Origin of the sequence: Frankia sp. QA3, from assembly GCF_000262465.1 — a bacterium.
In the GTDB taxonomy this organism is placed as follows: Bacteria; Actinomycetota; Actinomycetes; order Frankiales; family Frankiaceae; genus Frankia.
Genome location: NZ_CM001489.1, coordinates 6,676,139 through 6,695,845 on the forward strand (window position 1 = coordinate 6,676,139; position 19,707 = coordinate 6,695,845).

General features: G+C 71.1%; 15 protein-coding genes and 2 tRNA genes. 12 read left to right on the forward strand and 5 right to left on the reverse strand.

The genetic code is table 11. The features are described 5' to 3' along the window. The first annotated feature begins 363 nt into the window (after nucleotides 1-363). The 5 genes from FRAQA3DRAFT_RS27315 (at nucleotide 364) to cimA (ending at nucleotide 6,260) form a co-directional block, all read left to right on the forward strand. Nucleotides 364-1,392, forward strand: a complete 1,029-nt coding sequence (locus FRAQA3DRAFT_RS27315; RefSeq protein WP_035921591.1) for a 3-isopropylmalate dehydrogenase — start codon at nucleotides 364-366, stop codon at nucleotides 1,390-1,392. A gap of 251 nt (nucleotides 1,393-1,643) precedes the next feature. Then, nucleotides 1,644-2,570 carry a branched-chain amino acid transaminase gene (locus tag FRAQA3DRAFT_RS27320; RefSeq protein ID WP_009742288.1) on the forward strand — a complete coding sequence of 309 codons (927 nt, stop codon included), beginning with the start codon at nucleotides 1,644-1,646 and terminating at the stop codon, nucleotides 2,568-2,570. A 437-nt stretch (nucleotides 2,571-3,007) separates the two neighbouring features. Next, complete coding sequence (locus FRAQA3DRAFT_RS27325) at nucleotides 3,008-3,394, forward strand: cyclic nucleotide-binding/CBS domain-containing protein (protein ID WP_009742289.1); 387 nt, start codon at nucleotides 3,008-3,010, stop codon at nucleotides 3,392-3,394. Between the two features lie 7 nt (nucleotides 3,395-3,401). Then, a complete protein-coding gene (locus FRAQA3DRAFT_RS27330) occupies nucleotides 3,402-4,181 on the forward strand; it encodes a Crp/Fnr family transcriptional regulator (RefSeq protein ID WP_369809382.1) in 780 nt (259 codons plus the stop codon). A gap of 474 nt (nucleotides 4,182-4,655) precedes the next feature. Next, on the forward strand, nucleotides 4,656-6,260 hold the full coding sequence (cimA, locus tag FRAQA3DRAFT_RS27335; protein ID WP_035923602.1) for a citramalate synthase: 1,605 nt from the start codon (nucleotides 4,656-4,658) through the stop codon (nucleotides 6,258-6,260). Between the two features lie 179 nt (nucleotides 6,261-6,439). Here the strand turns inward: cimA and FRAQA3DRAFT_RS27340 are convergent, their stop codons facing one another. Further along, entirely contained in the window at nucleotides 6,440-6,703 is a 264-nt protein-coding gene (locus tag FRAQA3DRAFT_RS27340) for a hypothetical protein (RefSeq protein ID WP_009742292.1), read from the reverse strand. A 254-nt stretch (nucleotides 6,704-6,957) separates the two neighbouring features. Here FRAQA3DRAFT_RS27340 and FRAQA3DRAFT_RS27345 point away from each other — a divergent pair, with 254 nt between their 5' ends. From FRAQA3DRAFT_RS27345 to FRAQA3DRAFT_RS27355, 3 genes are all read left to right on the forward strand, one after another. Continuing rightward, nucleotides 6,958-7,737 (forward strand): fumarylacetoacetate hydrolase family protein, encoded by a 780-nt coding sequence (locus FRAQA3DRAFT_RS27345; RefSeq protein WP_009742293.1) that lies wholly within the window; start codon nucleotides 6,958-6,960, stop codon nucleotides 7,735-7,737. 348 nt (nucleotides 7,738-8,085) lie between these two features. Then, nucleotides 8,086-8,157: transfer RNA gene (locus FRAQA3DRAFT_RS27350), tRNA-Gln, on the forward strand. A 93-nt stretch (nucleotides 8,158-8,250) separates the two neighbouring features. After that, nucleotides 8,251-8,323: transfer RNA gene (locus FRAQA3DRAFT_RS27355), tRNA-Glu, on the forward strand. 117 nt (nucleotides 8,324-8,440) lie between these two features. Here the strand turns inward: FRAQA3DRAFT_RS27355 and FRAQA3DRAFT_RS27360 are convergent. Then, a complete protein-coding gene (locus FRAQA3DRAFT_RS27360; RefSeq protein ID WP_232291788.1) occupies nucleotides 8,441-8,740 on the reverse strand; it encodes a hypothetical protein in 300 nt (99 codons plus the stop codon). A gap of 186 nt (nucleotides 8,741-8,926) precedes the next feature. Between FRAQA3DRAFT_RS27360 and FRAQA3DRAFT_RS27365 the strand changes: the two genes are divergently transcribed. Next, nucleotides 8,927-10,501 (forward strand): sensor histidine kinase KdpD, encoded by a 1,575-nt coding sequence (locus FRAQA3DRAFT_RS27365; protein WP_035921594.1) that lies wholly within the window; start codon nucleotides 8,927-8,929, stop codon nucleotides 10,499-10,501. Between the two features lie 327 nt (nucleotides 10,502-10,828). On the opposite strand, the gene FRAQA3DRAFT_RS27370 is transcribed toward FRAQA3DRAFT_RS27365, so the two are convergent. Continuing rightward, entirely contained in the window at nucleotides 10,829-12,991 is a 2,163-nt protein-coding gene (locus FRAQA3DRAFT_RS27370) for a serine/threonine-protein kinase (RefSeq protein WP_009742296.1), read from the reverse strand. 467 nt (nucleotides 12,992-13,458) lie between these two features. Next, nucleotides 13,459-14,166 (reverse strand): IclR family transcriptional regulator, encoded by a 708-nt coding sequence (locus tag FRAQA3DRAFT_RS27375; protein ID WP_009742297.1) that lies wholly within the window; start codon nucleotides 14,164-14,166, stop codon nucleotides 13,459-13,461. A 135-nt stretch (nucleotides 14,167-14,301) separates the two neighbouring features. Here FRAQA3DRAFT_RS27375 and leuC point away from each other — a divergent pair, with 135 nt between their 5' ends. The 3 genes from leuC (at nucleotide 14,302) to FRAQA3DRAFT_RS27390 (ending at nucleotide 17,192) form a co-directional block, all read left to right on the forward strand. Beyond that, nucleotides 14,302-15,699, forward strand: a complete 1,398-nt coding sequence (leuC, locus tag FRAQA3DRAFT_RS27380; RefSeq protein ID WP_009742298.1) for a 3-isopropylmalate dehydratase large subunit — start codon at nucleotides 14,302-14,304, stop codon at nucleotides 15,697-15,699. Nucleotides 15,700-15,795: 96 nt separating this feature from the next. Further along, nucleotides 15,796-16,383 (forward strand): 3-isopropylmalate dehydratase small subunit, encoded by a 588-nt coding sequence (gene leuD, locus FRAQA3DRAFT_RS27385; RefSeq protein ID WP_009742299.1) that lies wholly within the window; start codon nucleotides 15,796-15,798, stop codon nucleotides 16,381-16,383. A 524-nt stretch (nucleotides 16,384-16,907) separates the two neighbouring features. Then, nucleotides 16,908-17,192: an HU family DNA-binding protein gene (locus FRAQA3DRAFT_RS27390; protein ID WP_009742300.1), complete on the forward strand. Its 285-nt coding sequence runs from the start codon at nucleotides 16,908-16,910 to the stop codon at nucleotides 17,190-17,192. A gap of 21 nt (nucleotides 17,193-17,213) precedes the next feature. Here FRAQA3DRAFT_RS27390 and FRAQA3DRAFT_RS27395 read toward each other — a convergent pair whose 3' ends face one another. Further along, nucleotides 17,214-19,400 carry an RNA degradosome polyphosphate kinase gene (locus tag FRAQA3DRAFT_RS27395; protein ID WP_035921597.1) on the reverse strand — a complete coding sequence of 729 codons (2,187 nt, stop codon included), beginning with the start codon at nucleotides 19,398-19,400 and terminating at the stop codon, nucleotides 17,214-17,216. Nucleotides 19,401-19,707: the final 307 nt, after the last annotated feature.

The window sequence follows — 19,707 nt, forward strand, 5'->3', positions numbered from 1 at the left end:
TCGCGGGGTCGGAGTGCCTGACCCGGCAGGCGCACATCAATCCGTGAACAACGGTGGTGATCCTCCGTACGGCTCGAGCTGTATGACTGTTACTCTTGGTAATCGTTAGGCCGCGGTGCGGTGGTCTCGCCGGTCGCTTGGTGATGCCGTGTGGTAACGGATGGCGTGGTGGGGCCTCATCCCGCCGTGTCCATCCGTCGCCGTGTCCCCATATCCAGTGCCGGGTCCCCACAGCCCTCGCCAGGCCGCCTCGCCGCCGCGGCCGGGAGACCCGCCCTCGCGGTTTGACGGATCGCCTCGGAGCAGCGGCGTCGGGCCGAGCCAAACTGCTTCGACGCGCCGGTTGCGGCTACAGTCGGGCACATGAGGCTTGCGGTGATCGGCGGTGACGGGATCGGCCCCGAAGTGGTGGCGGAGGGGCTGCGGGTACTGCGGGCCGTGCACCCCAAGGTCGACACGACCGAGTACGACCTGGGCGCCCGGCGTTGGCACCAGACCGGGGAAACGCTGCCCGACGCGGTGCTCGAGGAGCTGCGCGGGCACGACGCGATCCTGCTCGGCGCGGTCGGCGACCCGGGTGTGCCGAGCGGTGTGCTCGAGCGTGGCCTGCTGCTACGCCTGCGCTTCGAGCTCGACCACCACGTCAACCTGCGGCCGGTGCGGCTCTACCCCGGGGTCCGGTCACCGCTGGCCGGGGAGCCGACGATCGACATGATCGTGGTGCGCGAGGGCACCGAGGGCCCGTATGCGGGCGCCGGCGGTGTGCTGCGGCGGGGGACGCCGCACGAGGTGGCCACCGAGGAGAGCATCAACACCCGCTACGGCGTCGAGCGGGTCGTGCGGGACGCGTTCCGCCGTGCCGCTCGCCGCGAGCGCCGTCACCTCACCCTCGTGCACAAGAACAACGTGCTGACCAAGGCCGGCGACCTGTGGTCGCGCACGGTCGCCGAAGTGGCGCCCGAGTTCCCCGACGTGCGGGTCGACTACCAGCACGTGGACGCGGCCTCGATGTTCTTCGTGACCGATCCGGGACGGTTCGACGTCGTGGTCACGGACAACATGTTCGGCGACATCATCACCGACATCGGCGCCGCGATCACCGGCGGCATCGGATTGGCAGCCAGCGGCAACCTCGACCCTTCCGGCGCCCACCCGAGCATGTTCGAGCCGGTCCACGGCAGCGCGCCCGACATCGCCGGCAAGCAGCTCGCGGACCCGACGGCGACGGTCGCCTCCGTCGCGATGCTGCTCGACCACCTCGGGCACGCCGAGGAGGCGGCCAGGGTCGAGGCCGCGGTCGCCGCGTCGCTCGCGGACCGGGCGGGCGCGGGCGCGGCGGCGCTGTCGACCCGGGAGCGCGGCGAGGACCTCGCCGCTCGCGCGGTCGGCTAGATTCTTCCGCTCGGCCGGCGCCCTTCGCTGTCCCGTCCCGCTCCGGCGGATCGTCCGTCGGGGCCGCGCCGGTCGGTCGCCGCTGGTCGTCTGCCGTTCTCGTGGCGTTTCCCGCCGCACGGCGAGGTGGTTATCCTCGAACGGGAGCCGTAGATCCGGTAGACGGCAGCCGACGGGGCCCACAACGGCGATGATCGGCGAATTCGTCATCCCTGTTCGCTTCGTCGATCGATCCTGGCCTGGAGTCCGCTGTGCCCATCACCCCCACCTCGAAGATCTGGATGAGTGGCGAGCTCGTCGATTGGGACGACGCCCGCATCCACGTGCTCAACCCGACCCTGCACTATGGCTGGGGCGTGTTCGAGGGCATCCGCTGTTACGCGACGGCCGACGGCCCCGCCGTCTTCCGGCTGACGGATCACATCGCTCGCCTGTACCGCAGCGCGAAGATCTACGTGATGGAGCCGTCCTTCACTCAGGAGCAGGTGGTGGCGGCGACCAAGGAGACCATCGCGGTCAACGACATCGCCTCCTGCTACATCCGGCCCCTGGTCTACCTCGGGTACGGGGAGATGGGGCTCAACCCGCTCCCCTCGCCGGTCGAGGTGATGATCGCGGTCTGGCCGTGGGGTGCCTACCTCGGCGAGGAGGCTGAGGCGAACGGCGTCCGGGCGATGATCTCCTCCTGGAAGCGGAACGACCCCAACATCACCCCGCCGGCCGCGAAGGCGTCCGGGCAGTACCTGAACTCGTCGCTGGCGAAGGTCGCGGCGGTCAAGGCAGGTTACGACGAGGCCATCCTGACCAGCCCGAACGGTCATATCGCGGACGGCACCGGCGAGAACGTCTTCATCGTCTCCGGCCGCCAGGTCATCACTCCGCTGCTGACCGACGGGCCGCTGGGCGGCATCACCCGCGCCTCGATCATGCAGATCGCCGCCGACCAGGGCTACGAGGTGATCGAGCAGCACGTCGTGCGCACCGACCTCTACCTGGCCGACGAGGCTTTCTTCACCGGGACGGCGGCCGAGATCGTGCCGATCGTCGCGGTCGACGACCGTCAGGTCGGGACGGGCAAGCCGGGTCCGGTGACCCGAGAGCTGCTGGAGATCTTCCACCGTGCCACGCGGGGTGAGCTGGACCGCTACCGATCCTGGAACGAGCTGGTCCGCGACTAGGCGGCCTCGACTCACTGACTCACCGGACTCACTGACTCACCGGACTCACTGACTCACCGGACTCACTGACGCCGTGTCGATGCACACCGGTCCGTGCGGGCCGGTGTGCATCGGGGGACCCGGTGTTCCTGGTCGCCCGGGGACGGGTGGTGCGGTGTTCCCCCGTTTCACCTGGCGGCGTCAGCCGTGCCTGCCGACCAGCCGTCCGCTTCTGACGCATTTATCCCTCGTGGGGCGTGGTCGAGGTCACAATGCGGCCACGCCACATCCCGTTTCGCCCTGGTCAACCCGTCCCGCAGGGCCTACCGTCGCGAGTAGCAGGCTTCACGAATGCACAAGCGCCGGGAGGGCATGGTGGGGCTTGCGGGCGGCATCGCGGAGGTTTCGCACCGTATTGCCGGGGTCTCGGACGGTATTGCGGGGGTTCGGAGGGCGTCGTGCGTGTTTCGGAGGGGATGAGCTCCCTTGTTCTCATGATCGGCCCGGGGCACACGCTCCGCCAGGCGGCGCGGCTGATGGCCGCTCGCAAGGTGGGTGCGGCGGTCGTCCACGATGCGGACAGTCAGGGCTACGGGATTCTGACCGAACGGGACATTCTCCGTTCGATCGCCGCGGAACAGGATCCGGATGTCGAGATCGCGGGTGACCACCTCACCCGCGATGTCGTCTTCGCGGATCCGGGCTGGTCGCTCGACGAGGCGGCGGCCTCGATGCTGCGCGGAGGATTTCGTCATCTCATCGTCACGTCTGGTGGTGGAGTGGCCGGCATTCTCTCCATGCGCGACGTGGTGCGATGCTGGAGTCACCAACATATAACGGTATGATGCCGGCGTGACGCACGCCAAGGGTGTTCCCGGTGCGCCGTCCACCCCGAGCCAGCATTCTTCGGTGGCTGCGGAGCATCAGGCGGAGCAACGGCGCTACGGTCACCGCATGCACGACAATGAGGCGGTCGCCCTGCTCCGAGCGACCACGCTGCTGAAGGAACTGGACGAAGAGGATCTGCTGCGGCTCGCCTCACGGGCGGTCACGCGGCGATTCCGTCGCGGGCAGGTCGTCTTCACCGAGGGTGAACCCGGGGACACCCTCCTCGTGGTCGCCACGGGGCGTCTCAAGGTACTCACCAAGGCCGACGACGGTCGCGATCACGTGCTGAACATCGCCGGCCCGCGGGAGACGCTGGGCGAGCTCAACATCGTCGAAGCGGGGACGCGATCCGCCAGCGTCGAGGCCCTGGAACCCAGCACGGCGTTGGTACTCGACCGGACCGCCGTGTGGGAGCTGGTCCGGGAACGCCCGGCCGTCGCCGAGCAGCTCATCCGGGCCCTGGTCGCCCACGTCCGGCGGCTCACCGGAGCGAACGCCGACCTCGTCTTCCTCGACCTGCCGCGCCGGGTGGCGAAGCTGCTGCTGCTGCGAATGCGTGAAGCCGGCCGGCCGGTGATCGAACTCGGCCTCACCCAGACCGAGATCGCCTCGCTGCTCGGTGGTTCCCGGCAGTCCGTCAACCAGGCGCTGCGCGAGTTCGAGCGGCGCACCTGGATCCTTTCGGAGGGGCAGACGATCACCATTCTCCAGGTCGACCGCCTGCGCCGCTTCGCCGGGGACTGAGTAGCCCCGTGGAGCAGCCCCGTGGATCCGCTTCGCGAATCCACGGGGACCCCGGCTGGTGGTTGGGGCCGTGGGTGGTCTGCGGGAATCGCCTTCGGCGATCCCCGTGGGTGCGGAGTAGGGGCTTCGCGAATCCACGGGGACCCCGGCTGGTGGTTGGGGCCGTGGGTGGTCTGCGGGAATCGCCTTCGGCGATCCCCGTGGGTGCGGAGTTGGAGACGGTATGGCGCGCGCCACACTTGTTACATGTCGAGTCTGTTACATCGTAGGCTTGTCACCCGGCGGCGAACCCGTCTCCGTCGCGCGCTCCGGTCGCTGACCCATGGGACCGGGCGCGTGGCGGTCCCATGGTCCCCGAACCCTGCCGGACGTCGGTGCCGGAGCACGGTCCGTGCGCGACCGGTGGGAGGCGGGACGGCCGTGTCGGACGCGGTCGGTCCCACGGCCATCCGATCCACCGGAGAGGCGCCCCCCGTGCGGCCATACGATCCCGATTCCCTGCACATCTACGACACCACCCTGCGTGACGGTACCCAGCAGGAGGGGCTGTCGCTCTCGGTCGGGGACAAGCTCGCGGTGGCCCGCCACCTCGATGATCTCGGTGTCGGCTTCATCGAGGGCGGCTGGCCGGGATCCAATCCTAAGGACGCGGAGTTCTTCGCCCGGGCCCGCACCGAGCTGACGCTGTCGACCGCGGTGCTGACCGCCTTCGGGGCGACCCGGCGCGCCAGTCGCGTGGCCGCGGACGATCCCCAGGTGGCGGCCCTACGGGAGGCCGGCACGTCGGTGGTCTGCCTGGTCGCGAAATCGGATCTGCGGCACGTCGAGCGCGCGCTGCGCACCAGCCCCGGCGAGAACCTGGCGATGATCCGGGACACCGTCGCCCACCTGCGGGCGGAGGGTAAGCGGGTCTTCCTCGACGCCGAGCACTTCTTCGACGGTTACCGAGTGCATCCCGAGTATGCCCTCGAGGTCGTCTCCGTCGCCGCCGAGGCCGGCGCCGAGGTCGTCGTACTGTGCGACACGAACGGCGGCATGCTCCCCACACGCGTCGGCGCCGTGGTCGCCGAGGTGCTTGCGAGGACCGGCGCCCGGCTGGGCATCCACTGCCACGACGATGCCGACTGCGCGGTGGCGAACACCCTGGTCGCCGTCGAGGCGGGGGCGACCCACGTGCAGGGCACGGCGAACGGCTACGGCGAGCGGTGCGGCAACGCGAATCTGCTCAGCGTCATCGCCGGCCTGGAGACCAAGCTCGGCCGCGCCGCCCTGCCGCCGGGGCGGCTGCGGGAACTCGTCCGGGTCTCCCATGCCATCGACGAGGTCACCAACTCGGTTCCGGACCCGCACCGGCCCTACGTCGGCGCGAGTGCGTTCGCGCACAAGGCCGGGCTGCACGCCAGCGCCGTCAAGATCGATCCGGATATGTACCAGCACATCGACCCGGCCGCCGTCGGTAGCGACATGCGGATGCTGGTCTCGGAACTGGCCGGCCGCGCGACCATCGAACTCAAGGGCCGCGAGCTCGGGCTCGACCTGTCCAACGAGCGTGAGGCCCTCGGCCGGGTCGTGGACCTGGTCAAGGAGCGCGAGGCCACCGGGTTCGCCTACGAGGCGGCCGAGGCGTCGTTCGAGCTGTTGCTGCGGGACGAGGTCACGGGCCGCCAGCGCTTCTACACCCTGGAGTCCTGGCGGGTGATCGTCGAGCAGCGCTCCGACGGCCAGGTGGTCAGCGAGGCGACCGTCAAGCTCACCTCGCACGGGGTGCGGCATGTCGCCACCGCCGAGGGCAACGGGCCCGTCAACGCCCTCGACACCGCCCTGCGTGACGCGCTGGAAAAGGCCTACCCCGGCCTGGCCGACCTGGAGCTCGTGGACTACAAGGTCCGCATCCTCGACGGCAAGCAGGGCACCGGGGCGGTCACCCGGGTACTGGTCGGCACCAGCGACGGGCTCTCACGCTGGGACACCATCGGCGTCGACGAGAACATCATCGCCGCCTCCTGGTCCGCCCTCGAGGACGCGGTGAACTTCGGGCTGCGGCGGCAGGGCGAGCGCGCTGACCCGAACGCGACCTGAGCGGCATCTGAGCAGCTGGCGGCAAGCGTGGCGACGACTGGCTGGGGACGCCGCCCGCGGCAAGAGCCAAACTAGCACCGACACCCCCTGACACCCCCTGACAGGCCCGTAGCGGCCCGTTCAGGGGGTGTCCGGCTCATCCCGATCGGATGGCCGACCAGCAGCGTGGGACGGCCCGATCAGTCCTCCGGGATCTCCTCCCACCACTGGCACCACCAGTCACCGCCGACGAGGATGCGCAGCTTCGGGTGCCAGCAGTAGGTGATGTCCTTGTCGGTGTCGAGGTAGTACAGGCAGTTGTCGCACCGCTCGTCCCCGTTGGGCTTGCCGCGCAGGATCGCGTCCTCGGCGAGGTGGCCCAGCTTGACGCTCAGTTCCTCGTCGATCGGCTTCGGCTCGGGCGCCCCGACGTCGTAGACGGGGGTGGTGTCGGTCTCGCTCACCATTCTCCTTCTTCCAATCCGGGTGGGACACGGCGAAGCCGCCTCACCGCTGCCGGTGCGGGGGCGCCGGACGGGCGGGGCGCAGGCCGCAACGGGTGCCGCCCGGTGCCTGCTTGGACCTGTCATGGAATCTCGCCCGATTCTCTGGCACACCCCTGCGTTCTGGCGAACCCGATCACGCCCGACCGCTTCGCCGCGGTGCGTCCGCCGGACAGCGGCCGGTTCCGGCGGTCGGGCTGGATACGGTCAGGGGCGTGCGTATCGCGAGGTTCACCGATGGTTCTGAGCCCGGATTCGGGGTCGTCGAGGGGTCGATCGAGGCGGGCACCGCCGTGATCTCGGTCATCGCCCCGCATCCCTTCGGCCCCTTCTCCTTCACCGGCGCCCGGCGGCCGCTCGGCGACGTCCGGCTGCTCGCTCCGGTCCTGCCCAGCAAGGTGCTCTGCGTCGGCAAGAACTATGCCGACCATGTCCGGGAGATGGGCGGTGACACCCCGCCGGAACGCCCGATCCTGTTCCTGAAGCCGTCGACGAGCGTCGCCGGCCCGGGCGACCCGATCATGCTGCCGCCGGACAGTGACCGGGTCGACTTCGAGGGGGAGCTTGCGGTCGTCATCGGCCGGTTGTGCCGTGACGTCCCGGTGGAGCGGGCCTTCGACGTGGTACTCGGCTACACCTGCGCGAACGACGTGACGGCTCGGGATCAGCAGCAGACCGACGGTCAGTGGACGCGGGCCAAGGGCCACGACTCGTTCTGCCCGATCGGTCCCTGGATCGAGACCGAGCTCGATCCCACGGACCTCCCGATCCGCACCACCCTCGACGGTGAGCTGCGGCAGAACTCCCGCACGAAGCTGCTGCTGCGCGACGTGCCCGCCCTCATCGCCTACATGTCCGCGGCCATGACCCTGCTGCCCGGCGACGTGCTGCTGACGGGTACGCCGGCGGGGGTGGGGCCGATGCGACCGGGGCAGACCGTGGCAGTGACCGTGGAGGGCATCGGCACGCTGACCAACCCCGTGACGGCCCGCTGAGCCCCACCCGTGGCGGCGGACGGCGCGCGTCGCCTCCTGTCAGCCGGACAGCTTCCATCCCGCTGCGCGGCATGGGCGGCATGCGCGGCTCACGCCGGCTGTCCACGCTTCTTCCCGCGCGCGGCGCCTTTCCGCCCCGTCGCCGCGCGCGGACGGGGTGGTACGGCGCGCAGGGGCTGGGTGGCGGGTTAGGGCTGGGTGGCGAGATCGGCTGGGTGACGCGGCCGGATGGGGTGGGTAGAGCGGGATCGGTGCGGCTCGGGGGATGACGGGTGTGCATCGGACCCCCGGGTGCGCAGACACCCCCGCGCCATGAGGTACAGTAGGCAGCGCCCGAACAAGGGCCCATGGGGTATGGGGTAATTGGCAGCCCAACGGATTCTGGCTCCGTTAGTCTAGGTTCGAGTCCTGGTACCCCAGCTGCACCAAAGGCTGGAGTTGCACCGCTTCGCCGGACTGGTCCGGTATCGTGTACAGTACGACGTGCACCTCAGCACCAAATAGGCAAGTCTTGGCCCCGTCGTCTAGCGGCCCAGGACGCCGCCCTCTCAAGGCGGTAGCGCCGGTTCGAATCCGGTCGGGGCTACAAAGGGTTTATCTTCATTCTTCGTAGAGGATCAAAGATATGCCCACGCTCCAAGACTCACGATGGCCCGCGGATTTTCATCCGGGGGCCATCGTCATGTCAGGGGCCAGGTGCGGCCTACCTCACCACGGTGAGGCGCGGCATGGCCGCCGGATGGCGGGCCATCGTGCACTCCCGGCAGCCGCAGGAGGCGGGCCCGCCCCAGCCGTGTACCTCGGCCACGGGACCGCCCACGCCCTCCTGTCCCAACGCGACCAGTCGCAGCTGGGGACGGGCCGGGTGGGTCAGGACGGCGGGCCCAGTGGGCTCGGCGGTGGCGCCGGCCGTCGACGGGCCGATCCGTCCCGCGGTCGGCGGAACGATCGCGGACGCGGTCGAGGCTGTCAGGGCCACTGGGGGCACGGTGTCCTCCTCCATGGGCGGCCATCCTGGGGCCACCTCGCGGACCACAGCCTGGCGGGGGAACCAAGGATCGCGCCATGCTCCGTTGAGCCCGGTGTCGAGTGGTGCGGATGGCCTAGTCAAACCTGGGCACTGTCGCCATGCGACACCACCCTTGACAACCATGGTGCTCCCAGGCTGGAACGGTAGAAACTTGCGCGGATGTCCACCGTCAGTCCATCGACGCCCGAACGGGCCCGACGCCGGCACGGCAGCGCCCACGCGGGACGCGCCGCGCGCCGCGCCGGACGGCTGCGTTCAGCGGGGGCGCCGGCGGGGGAGGGCGGGGGATCGCAGCCGGGGATGACCCGGCGCCTCACCGCGCTGCTCCCGCAGGGCCGCGGGCTGCCGATCGAGGACTGGACGGCCCGGCACACCCTCATGTGCCTGGTGCTGGCGATGCACCTGCCGGTCATCGTCGGCTACGCGATCTGGCAGGACCTGAGCCTCGCGCACGGGTTCCTGGCGGCGAGCCCGCCTGCCCTGCTGTTCGCCGCCGCGGTCGTGCCCGGCCGGCGCCGGGTCCGCGCCCTGGCCGCGAGCCTCGGCCTGCTGTGCTGCTCGGTCGTGTTCGTGCATGTCTCCGACGGCCTCACCCCGATGTACTTCCACTTCTTCGTGGTCGTGGCGCTGATCGCGCTGTATGAGGAGTGGACCGTCTACCTGCTGGCCATCGCGTTCGTGTTCGTCGCGAACCTGGCGATGGGAAACATCGTCAGCACCGGCGCGGCGGTGCTGGACAACGCCTGGCTGCTGGCCGGTCTGCACGCCGGCTTCATCTTCGCCCTCGCCTGCGCGCAGATGGTCTTCTGGCACTACAACGAGCAGTCCCGGCGGCGGGTGGAGCATTACCGCCAGCAACTCTACGAGGGCCAGCAGAGCCTGATGGCCCGGCTGGAAGAGACTGACCGCATCCGCAGCGACCTCGTCGCGACCGTGTCGCACGAGTTCCGCACGCCGCTGACCGGAATCCGAGGAAACTTGCTCACCATCAAGCGGCGCCGCAGCCGGCTCTCCGACGCCCAGCTCGACGATCTGCTCGACGCCGCGGTGAACTACTCCGACCGGCTCTCCCGCCTGCTGGAGAACATGCTGACGGCCGCCACGGCCACCGGCACGGACGAGACGACCATCGCCGACCTGCCCGAGGTCGTCCGGCATGTGATCGCCAACTTGTCTTACACGAGTTCGCCCAGCAGCATCACGGTGGACCTGCCGCCCGAACTGCCCGTGCGGATGGCGCGGCAGGCCCTCATCCAGGTGGTGGCGAACCTGGTCGACAACGCCCTGGTGCACTCCTGGCCGGGCGCGCCCGTGCGGCTGATCGCGGGCCGGGTCGGCGACGAGGTCGTGCTCCGCGTCCGCAACCCCGGGCCCGACCTCGATCCCGGCACGATCCGCCAGCTGTTCGAACCCTTCACCCAGCGGGACGGCACCGCCACCCGGCCCACGGACGGCGCCGGCATGGGGCTCTACGTCGTCCGGCGGCTCGTCGAGGTGCATGGCGGACGACTGCGGATGTCCTCGGAGAACGGTGAGATCATCGTCGAGGTCGACCTGTGGGCGGCCACCGCCCACGCGGCGCTCGCGCCCGAGCCGGAGGCGGCGCTGCCGGTGCCCATGCCGTTGCCCCGCAGCATCCGGACGGACGACGAGGAGCCGCGCGTGCCGCGGCTCACCAGCGGTCCGCTGGCCCGGGACGACATTCGATCGCTGCCCATGGACAAGCTCGGCTGAGCGGCAGCCAGGACGCCGGCTAGCCCGCGCCCCGGCTGCGAGCGGGCACCGCTTCACCCCCGCCGGGCGGGTCGGCTGGCGCGGTTTCTCGCAGGCATCGCCACGCCCAGCAGCGGGCGGCCCGCCGGGACCGGGCACCGGCAGCCGCGGCCCGTGCGGGGATCTCGCGGATGTGGGGCCCGAGCCGGGATCTGCCTGACGTGCTACCTACCGGGCCCCGGAGCACGGGCCCGCAACTCCACGAAAAATCCCGCCGCGAGCGGCCCGTCTGGGCGCCGCCCGCGGCGGGACTTCGTGGCCGTCGTGGGCGGCTGCCCCCCGCCGTCGTTACTTCGTGGCCGTCGTGGGCGGTGCCGTCGTCGGCGCGGGCGCAGCCGTCGTCTGGGCAGGCGCCGGCTTCTTGGTGCAGGTCACCGTCAGCGTCACCGTGGTGGAGTGCCGCGGACGCTGCCCCGTCGGCGAGTACCCCGAGACACTGCTCGTCTCACCGTTGGCGCAGGCGCCGTTGACCGCCGTGGAGGTGAAGCCGGCCCAGTAGAGCTGCCACTTGCCGTCCGACTCCGACATCCCGGTGACGTTGGGGACCTGTGCGCAGTCCTCGACCTGCAGGCTGATGGCCGTGGTCTTGGCGACCTTGCCCGTCTTCGGGGACTGATGGGCGACGTTGTCGGCCTTGCCGGTGTTGTAGCAGTCGTAGGTCTTGTTGATCTTCGTGAAGCCCGCGGACTTCAGAGTGCTCTCCGCCGTGTTGAGCGCGCTGCCCTCGGTGTTGGGGACCGTCGCCGTGCCGTCGTCGGTCGGCGAGGGCGATGGGCTGCTGCCCGCGGTCGGGCTGCTGGCCGGGGTCGTCGCCGCCGCGGAGGCGCCGACCGACGGGCTCGCGCCGGGTGAGGGGGAGCCCTTCGCTCCGGGCCGGACGGGGGCCGTCCCGGGGGCACTGCCGTCGACGCCGCTGGCGATGCCGGGCACCCCCGCCCCCGGGGAGCCGTCGGCCGGGCTGCCCGCGCTCGGATCCGCCGAGGCGGCGACGGTGCGATCGGCGGACAGCGCCGTGTCGGTGTTGCCGCCGGAGGCGAGCGCCCAGCCGCCAGCCCCGGCGACGAGGGCGACGACGAGACCGGCACCGGCCGCGATCCGGCTGCGTCGGCGCCGGTCGGCGGCCGCCCGCGACCCGCCGCCGGCGCTGCCGCCGGCCGCGCCGGGCTGCTTGCTGGCCGGGATCGCCGACATGACCGTGTTCGTGTCGGCGGCGGGGCCGCCGGAGCGGGCGGGGACACGAACCGCGGGGCTCATCCCGGTCGGCGCGTCGCTGTCCCATCCGCCGCGGCCGCCACCCTGGGCGCCGGTCATCGGGGCGATTCTGGTGTGCTCGGCGTCGCCGCCGTCCCAGCCGTTGACCTTCGTCGCGGCTGCGGTCAGGCTGCCCGCGATCTGAGTGTGCTCGAGGTCGTTCCAGCCACCGGCGCCCGCGGCCGCCCCGACGCCAGCCGCCGCGGCGGCGGGCCGGATCACCCGCTGGGTGCCGGTCGGCGCTGCCGGCCGCTCGCCGGCCCGCCGGTCGTAGGCGCCGGTCGGCGCGGACTCGTCGAGGTCCTCACCGTGCCCCGGGCGCGCCGCGGCGCCGCGACGGTCGCGACCGTCGGGGCGGGCGCCGAGGCCGCCGCCGACGCCGCGCAGGCTGGCCTCGAGCGCGTCGCTGAGGTCGTCGGCCGCGTCGGCGGCGCTCGCAGGTCGTTGCCTCGGGGACTTGGCGAGCATGCCGGCGAGCACGTCCCACACCGGTGCCGGCACACCCGCGATGGGCAGCGGGTCGTCCTCCCGGTGCGCCCGCAGCAGTTCCGCGGGGTTCGTCGAGTCGAACGGCGGTGATCCGGCGAGGAGCTCGTAGAGCACGACCCCGGCCGAGTAGACGTCGGCTGCGGGGGTCGGGGGGGCGCCGGTTCCGAGCTCGGGCGCCATGTAGAGGGGGGTGCCGATCGGCCCGGTTGCGTTGATCCGGGACGGCGTGCTGATCACGCGGGCGATGCCGAAGTCGGTGAGACGCACGATCGGGCGGTCGGGCTGCGAGGTGTCGATGAGGATGTTCTCGGGTTTGACATCTCGGTGGACGATCCCGGCGGCGTGCACGCTGTCGAGGGCCCACAGGGTGCCGACCGCGAGCCGGACCGCCTCCTGCGCGGGTCGCGGGCCGAATTCGCGCAGGTGCGCCCGTAGATCCGGGCCCTCGACGAGGTCCATCACGATGGCCAGTGCGTCCGGCTCGTTGACGAGGTCGCGGACCGCGACCAGATCGGGGCTGTCGAGATCGACGAGGAGATCCCACTCCCGCAGGAACCGGTCGACGATCTCCGGATCGTCCGCGAGCTCGGGACGCAGCACCTTGATGGCCACGGGGGCGCCGTCCTGGACCCGGACACCTCGCCAGACCTGGCCGGTCGTACCCTGCCCGAGCACCTCGTGCAGCACGTACCGCGAACCCAGTTTGCGCACCGCGCCCTGTCCCTCCTTGGCGCCGCACGAGGCGGCCGAACCTACGACGGCGCCGCCGCGGGCGAGGACCGCCCATCCACGCGGAACCCGAAGAGTCCTCCGGACGGGCGCACCCAGTGCGCGGGCGACTTATATCGCTTGCTCGCTGGATGGCAAATGACCCCATCGGGTCATCCGGCCTACTTCTCCGATCATCCGAGACGGACGACTCGAACAGGCTACGACGTCGGAAAGCCACTCCCTGCGGCGGGGGAGACCCACGCCACTGGGACACCGCAACGGTCCCAACGGGCGTAGTCCGCGTGCCGTTCGGTTGTGGGGCCCGATCGGGGCATCCGCAATGTCTAGAAAGCCAGGACAAGTGGGGGAAACGTGTCTGCGCGGTCACGTCGGCCGTTCGCGGGACCCGGCCGGACCGGCGGGCCAGCCGATCTCCGGTGGCCCGGAGTTGACGACGGGTGGATCGCTTAGTCGACGACCGATGTCGACAGCCGCGCCGCCGCGGCGAGCACGGCCGCACCGTGCCGGCGCCCCGGAGATCGGGTCAGGCGCTCCAGCGGGCCGGACAGCGACACCGCCGCGATCACCGTCCCGGACTCACCGCGGACCGGCGCGGACACCGACGCCAGGCCGGTCTCCCGTTCGCCGACGCTCTCGGCCCAGCCCCGCTCGCGCACCAGGGTGAGCGTCCCGGCGTCGAACGGCGCGGCGGTGAGCAGGTCGGGCTCGGGATGATCTGCGAAGGCGAGCAGGACCTGCGCCCCGGATCCCGCCGTCATCGGCAGCGCCGCGCCGACCGGAACCGTGTCGCGCAGGCCGCTCGCCCGCTCGGAGGCGGCCACGCACAGCCGCAGGGCCCCGCGCCGGACGTAGAGCTGGGTGCTTTCGCCGGTGACGTCGCGCAGGTCGGTCAGGACCCGGTCGGCCCGGTCGAGCACGTCCCAGGGCAGCGGGGTGGCCACCCCGGCCGCCAGCCGCGGGCCGGCGACGAACCGGCCGGCGCTGTCCCGCCCGATGAGGCGGTGAACCTCGAGCGCGCTGGCCAGGCGGTGCGCGGTCGCACGGGTGAGCCCGGTCCGGGCCACCAGGTCGGCGAGGGCGGCCGGCCCCTGCTCCACGGCGGCCAGGACGAGTGCCGCTTTGTCCAGGACCCCGACTCCGCTAAGCTGTTTCATAGCCTGATACTGACATCCCATATGGTGGGATAGCAAGATCGGGAAATGGCGCGATACCGATCGCGGCACGACCCCGATCGCAGGACTGTGGGACGACCGCGCGGGCAGCTCGCCCGGCGCAGGAGGGGAGTGGCCATGGGGCGCACACTCGCGGAGAAGGTCTGGGACGCCCACGTGGTGCGCCGCGTCGACGGTGAACCGGATCTGCTTTACATCGACCTGCACCTCGTGCACGAGGTCACCTCGCCGCAGGCGTTCGAGGCGCTGCGGCTGGCCGGGCGGCCGGTACGCCGCCCCGACCTGACCCTCGCCACCGAGGACCACAACGTGCCGACCACGAACACGCTGGCGCCGATCGCGGACCCGATCTCCGCCGCCCAGGTCGAGACGCTGCGCAAGAACTGCGCGGAGTTCGGGGTGCGGCTGTACCCGATGAACGACCCCGGTCAGGGCATCGTCCACGTCGTGGGCCCGCAGCTCGGGCTGTCCCAGCCGGGGATGACGATCGTGTGCGGCGACAGCCACACCTCCACCCACGGCGCGTTCGGGGCGCTGGCCTTCGGCATCGGCACCAGTCAGGTCGAGCATGTGCTCGCGACCCAGACGCTGCCGCAGCGCCGACCGAAGACGATGGCGGTCACGGTCGAGGGCGACCTGCCGGCCGGCGTCACCGCGAAGGACCTCATCCTGGCGATCATCGCCCGGATCGGCACCGGCGGCGGCGCCGGGCACATCATCGAGTACCGCGGTGCGGCGGTCCGGGGCCTGTCGATGGAGGGCCGGATGACCGTCTGCAACATGTCCATCGAGGCCGGGGCGCGCGCCGGGATGATCGCTCCCGACGACACGACGTTCGAGTACCTCGCCGGCCGGGCGCACGCCGCCACCGGGCCGGCCTGGGACGAGGCCGTGGCCTACTGGCGCACGCTGGCCTCGGACGACGACGCCGTGTTCGACCGGGAGGTCGTCATCGACGCCGCCAGCCTCACCCCGTACGTGACCTGGGGGACCAACCCGGGTCAGGCGGCGCCGCTGGGCTCGCGGATTCCCGCGCCCGCCGACTACGCGGACCCGGCCGCGCGGGCGTCCGTCGAGCGCGCCCTGGCCTACATGGGCCTCACGGCGGGCGTGCCGCTGTCCGAGGTGGCCGTCGACACGGTGTTCATCGGCTCCTGCACCAACGGCCGCATCAGCGACCTGCGGGCCGCGGCCGACGTGCTGCGGGGCCGACGGGTGGCCGACGGCGTCCGGGCCCTGGTCGTCCCCGGGTCGATGCAGGTCAAGGCGGAGGCCGAGGCGGAGGGGCTGGATGAGGTCTTTCGGGCCGCCGGCGCGCAGTGGCGTAGCGCCGGATGCTCGATGTGCCTCGGGATGAACCCGGACACGCTGCGCCCGGGGGAGCGCAGCGCCTCCACGTCGAACCGGAACTTCGAGGGGCGCCAGGGACCCGGTGGGCGGACCCACCTCGTCTCCCCGGCGGTCGCCGCTGCCACCGCGGTCACCGGCCGGCTCACCGCCCCGGCGCAGCTGTAGGCCGCACCTGCGCGGTCGCCGTTCGGCATCGAGCTGCGCCGCGACCGCGACCGCCATCCTGATCACGACTTCGTCCAGAGGGGAGCGTTTCCGGCGATGGAGGCGTTCACGATCCACACCGGTCGGGCCGTGCCGCTGCGGCGCAGCGACGTCGACACCGACCAGATCATTCCGAGCGAGTGGCTCAAGCGCATCGAGCGCACCGGGTTCGGTGCCGGCCTGTTCTCCGAATGGCGGGCCGATGAGGGCTTCGTGTTCAACAACCCGGCCTACGCCGGGGCGTCGATCCTGGTCGCGGGCCCCGACTTCGGCACCGGCTCGTCGCGTGAGCACGCCGTGTGGGCGCTGCAGGACTACGGCTTCCGGGCGGTGATCTCCCCCCGGTTCGCCGACATCTTCCGGGGCAACGCGCTCGGCAACGGGCTGCTGCCGGTGCAGCTGCCGGCGGAGACGGTCGAGGCCCTGCAGACGGCCGCGGAGCAGGACCCGACGGTCGAGATCACCGTTGACCTGGCCGCCCGCGAGGTGCGGGGAGCCGGCCTGGTCGCCCCGTTCGAACTCGACGACTTCACCCGCTGGCGGCTCATGGAGGGGCTCGACGACGTCGGCCTGACGCTGCGGCACGAGGAGCTGATCACCGGCTTCGAGACGACCCGGCCGGCCTGGCTGCCCTCGGTGGCGTAGCGCCCGTGGGCCCGGCCGTCGCGCCGTCGGCGGCCGCCCCCGGCTGCGTCCCCGCGCCGGCCGGGCAGAGCGCTGCAGCACGGCCGATGTGCGGCCTCCACCCAGGTGTCGACCCCGATGTGATCAATATCACATCGGGGTCGATGTGTGAACGGGTCGGACCGAGTAGGCGGTCGATGACCGACCGGCGCAGCCCGGTCCATCATCGCCTGTGGCGTTTGGTTGATTACGTAGCAGAGTTGGGCCCGCGGCGGCGGAGGCGGCCGGCTACCAAAGCGTGACATTGGGCCCAAAAAAACGGACGCCTCTCGCTACTCAACGTGATGAATCTACCGGATGGTCTGTGCCGGTCGTACAGCACGCATCCCGTCGCCCACTGGCGCGAACCCGTTGACGTGCGGGTTTGTGTGACGCGACACGGTCGCGGGAATTGCCCTCGACAGTGGAGATGCCTACGGTGCAGCGCAGTGTGATGCCCGATCTGCTCCCCACCCCGCGCCTGCGGGGGGCGTCCGGAGGTTGTCGTGAACAAGTCCCAGTTGGTTGACCGCATCGCCCAGCAGATCGAGGGCGGACGGTCGAATGCCACCAAAGCCGTCGACGCCGTGTTCGACGCTATTCAGGAGGCCGTCGCCAGTGGTGAGAAGGTGACCATCACCGGCTTCGGCGTGTTCGAGCGGGTGGAGCGCGCCGCCCGCACCGGGCGCAACCCGGCGACGGGCGAGCCCGTGCATGTCGCGGCCTCGGTGGTGCCGAAGTTCCGGCCCGGCTCCGAGTTCAAGTCGAGCGTTTCGGCGAGCGGCGACTGATCCGCGGTGCGGGCGCCGGAGTCACCGGTGCCCGCGCCGCATGGCCTCGGCCATGAGGTCGTGTTGGTAGTCCGACAGCCGGACGTCGTCCGGTCCTGTCGTCCGCCGTTCCCACCGGCCGTCGGACTGCAACACCCACCCGGACACCTCGTCGGAGAACGCGTGATCCAGGATGCGGCGCACGGTGTCCCGTCGCTCCGGATGCGGCACCCGGACGAGCGCCTCGATCCGCCGGTCCAGGTTGCGATGCATCATGTCGGCGCTGCCGATCCAGAACTCGTCCGAGGACGCGAACTCCAGGACCCGGCTGTGCTCGAGGAAACGGCCGAGGATCGACCGGACGTGCACCGTCTCCGACAGGCCCGGCACGCCGGGCCGTAGGGCGCAGATCCCCCGCACCAGGCAGTGCACGGGAACGCCCACCATGGACGCGCGGTAGAGCGCGTCGATCACCTGCTCGTCGACCAGGCTGTTGACCTTGAGGCGGATGCCGCACGGACGGCCCTCCTGCGCTGCCCGCGCCTCCGCGGAGATGCGCTGCAGGATCCCCTCGCGCATGTGCTGTGGGGCGACCAGCAGCGAGCGGTACTCGGTCTGCCGGCTGTACCCGGTGAGCACGTTGAACAGGTCGGTGAGGTCGGCGCCCACCTCCGGATCGGCGGTGAGCAGGCCGAGGTCCTCGTAGAGCCGCGCGGTCTTGGGGTTGTAGTTGCCGGTGCCCACATGGCAGTACCGGCGTAGTCCACCGCGCTCCTGCCGGACGACGAGGCAGGTCTTGCAGTGGGTCTTCAACCCGATCAGGCCGTAGACGACGTGGCAACCGGCTCGCTCCAGCTCGCGCGCCCAGCGGATGTTGGCGCGCTCGTCGAACCGCGCCTTGATCTCGACCAGCACGACGACCTGCTTGCCCGCCTCGGCCGCCGAGATGAGGGCGTCCACGATCGGGGAGTCGCCGGACGTGCGGTAGAGCGTCTGCTTGATGGCGAGGACGTGCGGATCGGCGGCGGCCTGTTCGATGAACCGCTGCACCGAGGTCGTGAACGAGTCGTAGGGATGGTGGACGAGGACGTCACCCTCGCGCAGCACGCTGAAGAAGTCGGGCGTCTCCCCCTCCTCGGTCATCAGCCGGGGATGGGTGACCGGGACCCGCGGCGCGTCCTTCAACTCCGGCCGGTCGAGGTCGTACAGGGCCCACAGGGCCGACAGGTCGAGCATCCCGGCGACCCGGTGCACCTCCCGCTCGGTGACCTCGAGCTCGCGCATGAGCAGTGCGAGCAGGTCGGCGTCGATGTCGTCGTCGACCTCCAGCCGGACTGCGGGGCCGAAACGCCGGCGGGCCAGTTCGCGCTCCAGCGCCTGCAGCAGATCCTCCGCCTCGTCCTCCTCGACCTCGAGGTCGGCGTTGCGAGTCACGCGGAACAGGTGGGAGTGGATCACCTCCATGCCGGGGAAGAGCTGGTCGAGGTGGGCGGCGATCAACTCCTCGAGCGGCACGAAACAGGCGCTCTCCGACGGTGTCGGGCCGGTGCCGGCCGGGTCCACCGCGACGCGGACCAGTCGCGGCACGTTCTGCGGCACCTTCACCCGGGCGAAGTGGTCGACTTCCCCGCCCGGCTCACGGACCTGCACGGCCAGGTTGAGCGAGAGGCCGCTGATGTAGGGGAACGGATGCGCCGGGTCGACCGCGAGCGGGGTGAGCACCGGGAAGATCTGCTCGTGGAAGTAGCTGTGCAGGTGCTCTCGCTGGGCGTCGCTGAGCTGGGACCAGAACCGGATGCTGATCCCGGCGTGCGCCAGGGACGGCACCACCTCGTCGGTGAAGCAACGCGAGTGCCGCTCCGCCAGCTGGGCGGTGGCCCGGCTGATGAGATCGAGCTGTTCCCGCGCGCTCAGGCCGTCCGCCGAGCGGACCGCAAGGCCGGTGGCCTCGCGCCGCATCAGACCGGCGACCCGGACCATGTAGAACTCGTCGAGGTTGCTGGCGAAGATCGCCAGGAACTTGGCTCGTTCCAACAACGGCGTGGAGACGTCCTCCGCGAGCGCCAGTACGCGGGCATTGAAGTCGAGCCAGGACGCCTCGCGGTTGATGAACCGGTCGGCCGGCAGGTCGGATGGCGCCGGCTGACGGGGCGCCTCCAGGGGTTCGAGCAGGCCGCTGCGGGCCTTGCGCTGAGGCTGTTCGGGACGGGTCGCCACCAGCTCGCTCATGCCTGTAGATGGTGCCAGCCGGCGGTGAACTCGGCAGCGCGGGACGATTTCCCGAAACGGCCGTCCCGATGACGCATCGGGGGCATCATGGCGGGCCACAGGTTCGATCCGTGCCCGTTGTAGTGGTCCGGTCGCCGCCAGGTGGTCACGCGCGGGGCCCCGGGGCCCGTCGTTAACGGCACGGAAACAGTCGGAGGCGACGATCGGCAGCGTGATGGAAACATCGGCCGTCCGTCGGTCATTCTCGACGGATCAGGACGTCGCGGTCGTCTCCCGGTCAATCTCCGGCTATGTGTCAGATATCACG

Bases quoted from the DNA above. Each gene is read 5' to 3' on its own strand.
- FRAQA3DRAFT_RS27365 (WP_035921594.1), top strand. From the start codon at position 8,927: ATGTCCACCGTCAGTCCATCGACGCCCGAACGGGCCCGACGCCGGCAC.
- FRAQA3DRAFT_RS27395 (WP_035921597.1), bottom strand. From the start codon at position 19,400: ATGAGCGAGCTGGTGGCGACCCGTCCCGAACAGCCTCAGCGCAAGGCC.
- leuC (WP_009742298.1), top strand. From the start codon at position 14,302: ATGGGGCGCACACTCGCGGAGAAGGTCTGGGACGCCCACGTGGTGCGC.
- FRAQA3DRAFT_RS27375 (WP_009742297.1), bottom strand. From the start codon at position 14,166: ATGAAACAGCTTAGCGGAGTCGGGGTCCTGGACAAAGCGGCACTCGTC.
- FRAQA3DRAFT_RS27315 (WP_035921591.1), top strand. From the start codon at position 364: ATGAGGCTTGCGGTGATCGGCGGTGACGGGATCGGCCCCGAAGTGGTG.
- leuD (WP_009742299.1), top strand. From the start codon at position 15,796: ATGGAGGCGTTCACGATCCACACCGGTCGGGCCGTGCCGCTGCGGCGC.
- FRAQA3DRAFT_RS27360 (WP_232291788.1), bottom strand. From the start codon at position 8,740: ATGGAGGAGGACACCGTGCCCCCAGTGGCCCTGACAGCCTCGACCGCG.